Source organism: Dietzia sp. Cai40, assembly GCF_014145165.1.
Classification (GTDB): Bacteria; Actinomycetota; Actinomycetes; order Mycobacteriales; family Mycobacteriaceae; genus Dietzia; species Dietzia natronolimnaea.
In genome coordinates this window covers 1-6,778 of record NZ_JAALEB010000084.1, presented here as the reverse complement: position 1 = coordinate 6,778, position 6,778 = coordinate 1, and the positions used below count along the sequence as shown (strand labels likewise).

Sequence of the window (6,778 nt, the reverse complement as noted above, 5' to 3'; positions counted from 1 at the left end):
CCGCCGGCCCGGCGCACTCTCCGGGGGGCAGCGGCAACGGATCGCCCTGGCCGCCGCGCTGCTCCGCCGGCCCGACGTGCTCCTGGTCGACGAACCCACCGCGGCGCTCGACCGGGCGACGAGCAGCGCGGTGCTCGCCAGCCTCGAGCGGGCATCCGCCGCCGGTGCCGCCGTCCTCGTGGCAACGCATGAGGCAGACGTGATCGCCCGCTGCGACTCGGTTCTCACGCTGTCGGACACCGGATAGCCACGCGAACCCGCGCCCTACCAGCGGTTACGCGACTCCTCCGCCCATCCGACCAGGCCGTCCAGGCGCACTGTGGTGCCGTCGTCGAGGATCCCGGTTCCCGACCAGGTGCCGAAGGCCTGGTGGGTGCGCACGGCCAGGATCCCGAGTTCGGTGATGTCCCGGCGGAGGTGGAACGGGGTGAGCGTGGCGTCCAGTCGCTCGCCGCGGACCCTCCAGGCGGCCGTCGGATCCGCCAGGTCATAGGTCCACCGCAGATCCTCGCCGATCTTGTGCAGTCGGCCGTCCACGAGGATCCCGTTCTCCGTGGATCCGGTCCCATCCGTCCACCGGCCACCCACCTGCAGCGCACTCGGCACACCGTCGACCACTCCGCTGCCCGCCCCCCAGTTCCACCGGGTGGCGTAACGCCAGCGTCCGCGGCCGCGGTCCAGGACCGCCCACCCGGCCCCCAGGTCCCGTGCGACCCCGTCCAGGGTCACCGAGCCGGTGACGGGGTTGGCGAGATCCTTGACTGTGTACTGGAAGCGGCGCTCACTCCACGGCACCACCACCCCGAGGCTGTCATGGCCCGGGCGGACGACCTCCAGATCCACCTGAAGACCGGTCGCGCGCACCCGGATCGCGGTGGCGCCCTCGTCGTCGTCGATCTCGATTCCCACCCGACCCGAACCCACACCGGCCGACGCGTGCACGCTCCCCACGCCCGGCTCGTCGCTGAAGGCGGGCCGGCCGAGCGGGCTGACCCCGCTGCGGATGGTCTCCACCCCGGTGCGGCGGTCCAGGACGTAGACCGCACAGGTGGACAGGTAGTCGAGACCGGCCACGGTGAGTCCCACCACGAACCGGTCGGTCACGACGCCCCAGTACTCCCAGCGCTTGGTGCGCCCCCACCCGGCGATGGCGGTGCGGTGCAGCGGCGTGCGGGTCCAGCCGATGGCGGCCGGATCGAGTCGGTTGCCGTGGGCCAGGTCGGTGGGCCGGGTGATCTCGCGCTCATCGGTCATACTCCCACCCTTCCACCCGCGGCGGTCGCGCCCTTCCCGCGGTCCGCCGCGGGACCAGAGGGGACCGATGGCGCGACCGCCGGGCGTTGCCTATGGTGCGGTGGACCCGACTGACCCGGAGGGCTCGTGTCCACACTCGATCTGTTGCTCGCGACCGTCGGCGCGCTCGGCGTCGTGATCGTCGCGCTGTCCGCGCGACTACACCGGTGGCCCGTGTCGGAGCCGCTCCTCGCACTCGGGGCCGGCATCGTCCTGGGCCCCGTGGTCATGGGACTTCTCGAGGTCCCCGACATCGTCGCCGACCCCTCGACGCTCCATCACGGCGCGGAGATCCTTCTGGCCATCTCCGTGATGGGTGTGGCTCTCCGCTACCCCTTCTCGGCGATCCGGCGTCACTGGCGGCGCCTGACGCTCCTCCTGGTGGTGGTGATGCCCGCGATGGCACTGATCTCCACCGGTCTCGCGATCTGGGCGTTGGGTCTCCCCTTCGCCTTGGCGCTGCTCTTCGGTACGGCGATCTGCCCCACGGACCCCGTCCTCTCCTCCGCCGCGGTGACCGGCGACGCCGCCGAGAGGGACCTGCCCGAAGACAACCGACAACTGCTGTCGCTCGAGTCGGGGGCGAACGACGGGTTGGCCCTTCCCCTGGTCGTGGCCGCGCTCGCCGTCGCGACCCCCCTCACCGCCGGGCAGGCCGCCCTGGAGATCGGCTGGCAGATCCTGGGCGCCCTGGTTCTGGGCGTCCTCGCCGGCGTGTCGGCGGCCAAGGCCCTCCATTTCTCGGAGCGCCACCACACCGCCGAGAACGGCCCGATCCTGATGTTCACCCTGCTCCTGGCGTTGCTGGTCCTGGGTGGCTCTGGTCTGCTGGGGGTCAACGGGGTCTTCGCGGCATTCGTCTCGGGATTGGCCTTCAACCTGGCCAGTGTCGGCCACGAGAGACAGCTGGAGGTGGAGATCGACGAGGCGATCAACCAGTTCGCGGTCCTGCCGTTCTTCCTGGTCCTCGGAGCGATGCTGCCGTGGGACCAGTGGGCGGGCCTGGGATGGGGAGCGGTGGTGCTCACGGCTGCCGTGCTCGTCCTGCGGCGCCCGCCGGTGCTCCTCGTGCTGATGCGTCCGCTCGGACTGCGTGTCCGCGACGCGGCGTTCCTCGGCTGGTTCGGACCGGTCGGTGTCGCGGCGGTGTTCTATCTGACCGAGGAGGCGTCCCGAGCGGGTGCGGATCCACTGTTGTTGGGAGTGGGCACCCTGGTCGTGGTGGCCAGTACCCTCGCACACGGCGTCTCCGCGGCCCCCGGTCGCGCCATGTTCAGGGCAGCCGCACGACGCGACGCCGACGGGGTCGACAGGGCCGACAGACCGATCCGCTGAGGCCGCGCGCGCGACGTCCGGGGTGTCAGTGGTCGGGCCAGCCACGCAGTGGAGCCAACGCCTCCTCGTCCCCGGCGCTCGAGGCACCGATCACCGAGAGCGTGCCGTCCGACTCCAGGCAGACCGCGGACACCTGGTCGAGCCCGCCGAAGCCGCTCGAGCGCATGGCCTGGAACACCTCGTCCCGGGTGAGCCTGCTCGACGCGATCGCGTCCTCCAGCAGGGTCCCCCGTCGCGCCAGCAGGACGGGCCTGGCGCGCACGACCGTGCGCCCCCTGACGAGCCTCGAGGTGAACAGACTCACCACGACCTGGAGCCCGAGTAGGAGCGCTATCCCGACCAGCCCGGTCACGAGTGCCAGATCCGACGAGGTGAGGATCGTGGCCAGGAGCGACCCCAGGGCCACTGTCACCACCAGGTCGAAGGCGTTGAGCTTGGACAGCACCCGCTTGCCGCTGAACCGGATCGCCGCGACCATCGCCACGTACGCGACCGGGCCGATCAGCAGGACGCGGACGATCGGGTCCAGGGACGAGAACCACATGGGGACCTCCGGTGTCGGCGACGTGAGGACCGCTCACGCTACCCGGGGCTCTCCCCACCGACGCCGGGTCGCACGGGTCCCGGCATCAGACCGTGCCAGCGTCAGACCGTGCCAGCGTCAGGCCGTGCCCGCGTCCGCGTTACCGGCCTTCCACGTCTCCCACGGGACGTTCCAGTCGCCCAGACCGTCCCACCCCGGCAGCGTCGGGCCGACCGTGCCGGAGACCTCGAAGATGTCGCCACGCTTGGCGTTGTCGTAGAACCACTTGGCATCCGCCGTCGTGACGTTGAGGCACCCGTGGCTCACGTTCTGGCTGCCCTGGGCCCAGACGGACCACGGCGCGGCGTGGACGAAGATGCCGCTGTACGACATGCGGGTGGCGTACTGGACCGGGGTCCGGTAGCCCTCCGGCGAATCGACCGGGACGCCGTAGGTCGAGGAGTCCATGACCATCGAGGCGAGCTTCTCGCCGATCACGTACGTGCCGTTGGGGGTCGGGGTGTCGGGCTTGCCCATCGAGGTGGGCATGGTCTTGACCACCTCGCCGTTGCGCTCGATCACGATCTGCTTGGTCGAGTCGTCCACCCGGGAGATGACCGCGTCGCCGATCCGGAAGTCGCTGCGCGCGTCCTCCTGTCCGTACATGCCGCCGCCCAGATCCTCGCCGTAGATGTCCACGTGGACGTCGATGGTGGTACCCGGCGCCCAGTACTCGGCAGGACGCCATCGGACCTCCTGGTTGGAGACCCAGTAGAAGGCGCCCTCGACCTCGGGTTCGGTACGGATGTGGATGTTGTCCTGGGCGGCACGGCGATCCGAGATCGGCTCGTCGAACATCACCGCGACCGGCTGACCGATGCCCACCGTCGAGCCCTGACCGGTGGTGAGGTAGGCCGCGGTCATGATGCGCGGGGTGAGGGTGCTGAACGTGACGTTCTTGCGGGTGACCAGGCCGTCCTCGTCGGTCGCGGTGGACTCGAGCGTGTACTGACGGGAGTAACCCAGGTCCTCGGTGGTCCGCCACTCCGTCAGGTCGGGGTTGAACTCGCCCTGGACCTGGACGCCCTCCGGATTCCGCATGACCACGGTGTCGAGGCGACCGTCGCTGGCGGTGAGGACCACGGGCTCGGCGGGGTTGGCGTCGGATGAACCGTCCTCGACCGACAGGTAGATGACCGCGGCCGGCTCGGCCGGCGCCTCGGCGACCTGGGCCTCACCCGCGCCGCCGGCGCCGATCGTGCACCCCGTCAACACGAGCGAACCGGCGACCACGGCGGCCAGAGCGAGACGGGATCTCGACCGGGAACCCGGGTCCCGTCGTCTGGTCCGATCCGTGTGGCGCAAGTTCACTAATGGCCCCTTCCGAGCATCATCTCCCCCCGGACGTCGACAGGGCCGAGGGGAAGTCCTCTTCAGTATGCCTGGGGAAATCATTGCATTCCATATCGAATTGGTTAAGGATGCGCCGTCAGAAACCGGCCACCCCCGCCCTGACCAGGCGATTTCGTGATGCCGCCGGTGTCCTGTTACTGTTTCTCTCGCACCACGCAGGCGCCATTAGCTCAATTGGCAGAGCAGCTGACTCTTAATCAGCGGGTTCGGGGTTCGAGTCCCTGATGGCGCACAGCAGGGAAAGCCCCGGGTCCACGACCCGGGGCTTTGTCGTGTCGGCAGCGCGGGCGGGACCCCCGTGATTCAACGAGAAGAGCGTTCCGCACACGTTTCCCGAGTGGGAATGTGCGAAACGCTCTTCTCGATGGGCTGTGGTGCGCGGCGGCCGCTCAGAGGGCCCGACGCGCCTCGAGGTAGGCCTCGATGCGCCGACGTTCCTTGCGCTTGTTGGCCATGGACACTGTGATGCCCCCGATGACCAGCGCCGCGAATCCGCCGAGCACCGCGAGGACCCGGGGATCGGTGAGGGCGGCGACGGCCCTCTCCTTGCCCTCTTCGGCGAGGTTCTTGGGATTGACCCGGTCGACGATCTCGTCCAACGTCGTCGCGAGATCGTCACGCGCCTTGGCGATGTCGCCTTCGATGCTGTCGTAACTCCTGGACACGAGACCTCCGTCGATCGCTCGTCACGCGGTTAGCCGCGGATTCTGGACCCCGCCCACGCTACTGCACCCGTCGGCGATCCGCGCCCGCGCGCCGACGCATCGGATAGGTTGGAGTGATCACACACCCCGACCCGACTTCAGGAGCACCGGTGACCACACCACGGCTCGAGGTGGGCCAGACCGCCCCCGCCTTCACCCTCCCCGACGCCGACGGAACCCCCACGTCGCTGGCGGACCTGCTCGCCGCGCACGGACGCGTGGTGCTGTACGTCTACCCGGCCGCCATGACGCCCGGATGCACCACGGAGACCGTGGACTTCGAGGGGGCCCTCCAGCAGCTGCGGGAGGCGGGGATCGGGGTCGTGGGGGTGTCCCCCGACCCGCCGGCGAAACTCGTGCGTTTCCGCGAGAAGCACGGCATCACCTTCCCCCTGCTGTCCGACCCGGACAAGACCATGCTCACCGAGTGGGGTGCGTTCGGGGAGAAGAAGAACTACGGCAAGACCGTGATGGGCGTGATCCGATCGACGTTCGTCGTGGAGTCCGACGGGACGCTCTCCCTCGCGCGGTACAACGTCCGGGCCAAGGGTCACGTGGCGATGCTCGCGAAGCTCCTCGGCGTGGAACTGCCCGAACCCACGGAGGGCTGACGCCACCCATGCCCACCGACCCGCCCGAGCGAGTGCAGGAACCAGTACGGGATCCCGCTGACGAGGCCGTCCAGGACGAGCCGAACATCCTGGTGCCGCGCCGCCGGCCCATCCAGGAGAGGAGCCGGCGCAAGTTCCAGGCGCTGCTGTCCTCGGCGCGCGACGTGCTGGTCGAGGTGGGGTTCGACTCCTTCACCTGCGAGGAGGTCGCCTCCCGCGCCGGGGTCCCCATCGGGACGCTGTACCAGTTCTTCGCCAACAAGTACGTCCTGGTGTGCGAGCTGGACCGCCAGGACGCCCACGGGGTGATCGAGGAGATCGAGCGTTTCGCGCAGAAGATCCCCGCGCTCGACTGGCCGGAGTTGCTCAACGACTTCCTCGACCACGTGGCCGACCTGTGGCTGAGTGATCCCTCGCGGCGTGCGGTCTGGTTGGCCACGCAGGCCACCCCGGCCACCCGCGCCACCGCCGCGGTCAACGAGCGAGAGCTGGCCAGGATGATCGCCAGCGTCCTCGCCCCGCTCATGCCGTCCACGGAGCACCAACGCCGCGAGTTCATGGCTGACGTACTGGTCCACGTGGCGTATTCGATGCTCAACTTCTCCGTCAGCGCCGGCTCCGCCACGGGCGAGGACATCCACGACGCCACCGTCACCGAACTCAAGCGGATGCTCACCGCGTACCTGTGGCTGGCGGAGAAGGAAGCCCAGGTCGGCTGACGTACGCCGGCGACGGCAGGTCGGCGGCGCTGCCTGACGCCGGCCGGCCGGCGGCGCGGGTGGCGGACTTCTGGTGCGAGAAGTTGGCCGCCGGACGCGACTCCCGTCCGCCAACCGGGGATACCGCGCCGACCGGGTGACCGGACACCCCGCTACCCGGCCATCGGCCCCTCGAGCACC

At 69.8% G+C, this 6,778-nt stretch carries 8 protein-coding genes and 1 tRNA gene; 5 read left to right on the top strand and 4 right to left on the bottom strand.

The window, feature by feature from the left end:
• Nucleotides 1-247: ATP-binding cassette domain-containing protein (locus G6022_RS04220; RefSeq protein ID WP_182691041.1), on the top strand; the 247-nt coding region annotated here is incomplete at its 5' end.
• Nucleotides 248-264: 17 nt separating this feature from the next.
• On the opposite strand, the gene G6022_RS04215 is transcribed toward G6022_RS04220, so the two are convergent.
• Nucleotides 265-1,254: a DUF2804 domain-containing protein gene (locus tag G6022_RS04215; protein WP_182638508.1), complete on the bottom strand. Its 990-nt coding sequence runs from the start codon at nucleotides 1,252-1,254 to the stop codon at nucleotides 265-267.
• A gap of 126 nt (nucleotides 1,255-1,380) precedes the next feature.
• On the opposite strand from G6022_RS04215, the gene G6022_RS04210 reads away from it, so the two are divergent.
• Nucleotides 1,381-2,628, top strand: coding sequence for a cation:proton antiporter (locus G6022_RS04210; protein WP_182638509.1), 1,248 nt, complete (start codon nucleotides 1,381-1,383; stop codon nucleotides 2,626-2,628).
• Nucleotides 2,629-2,653: 25 nt separating this feature from the next.
• Here G6022_RS04210 and G6022_RS04205 read toward each other — a convergent pair whose 3' ends face one another.
• Both G6022_RS04205 and G6022_RS04200 read right to left on the bottom strand, forming a co-directional pair.
• Entirely contained in the window at nucleotides 2,654-3,172 is a 519-nt protein-coding gene (locus tag G6022_RS04205; protein WP_182638510.1) for a YetF domain-containing protein, read from the bottom strand.
• Between the two features lie 117 nt (nucleotides 3,173-3,289).
• A complete protein-coding gene (locus G6022_RS04200; RefSeq protein ID WP_347237758.1) occupies nucleotides 3,290-4,522 on the bottom strand; it encodes an Ig-like domain-containing protein in 1,233 nt (410 codons plus the stop codon).
• Nucleotides 4,523-4,723: 201 nt separating this feature from the next.
• Between G6022_RS04200 and G6022_RS04195 the strand changes: the two genes are divergently transcribed.
• Nucleotides 4,724-4,796: transfer RNA gene (locus G6022_RS04195), tRNA-Lys, on the top strand.
• 157 nt (nucleotides 4,797-4,953) lie between these two features.
• On the opposite strand, the gene G6022_RS04190 is transcribed toward G6022_RS04195, so the two are convergent.
• Nucleotides 4,954-5,229, bottom strand: coding sequence for a DUF3618 domain-containing protein (locus G6022_RS04190; RefSeq protein ID WP_182636898.1), 276 nt, complete (start codon nucleotides 5,227-5,229; stop codon nucleotides 4,954-4,956).
• Between the two features lie 149 nt (nucleotides 5,230-5,378).
• Here G6022_RS04190 and G6022_RS04185 point away from each other — a divergent pair, with 149 nt between their 5' ends.
• Together G6022_RS04185 and G6022_RS04180 are read left to right on the top strand one after the other, a co-directional pair.
• Nucleotides 5,379-5,879 (top strand): peroxiredoxin, encoded by a 501-nt coding sequence (locus G6022_RS04185; RefSeq protein ID WP_182609747.1) that lies wholly within the window; start codon nucleotides 5,379-5,381, stop codon nucleotides 5,877-5,879.
• 8 nt (nucleotides 5,880-5,887) lie between these two features.
• On the top strand, nucleotides 5,888-6,598 hold the full coding sequence (locus G6022_RS04180) for a TetR/AcrR family transcriptional regulator (protein WP_179524866.1): 711 nt from the start codon (nucleotides 5,888-5,890) through the stop codon (nucleotides 6,596-6,598).
• Nucleotides 6,599-6,778 lie beyond the last annotated feature (180 nt).

Coding starts and splice junctions, on each gene's coding strand:
- G6022_RS04205 (WP_182638510.1), bottom strand. CDS start 3,172: ATGTGGTTCTCGTCCCTGGACCCGATCGTCCGCGTCCTGCTGATCGGC.
- G6022_RS04180 (WP_179524866.1), top strand. CDS start 5,888: ATGCCCACCGACCCGCCCGAGCGAGTGCAGGAACCAGTACGGGATCCC.
- G6022_RS04215 (WP_182638508.1), bottom strand. CDS start 1,254: ATGACCGATGAGCGCGAGATCACCCGGCCCACCGACCTGGCCCACGGC.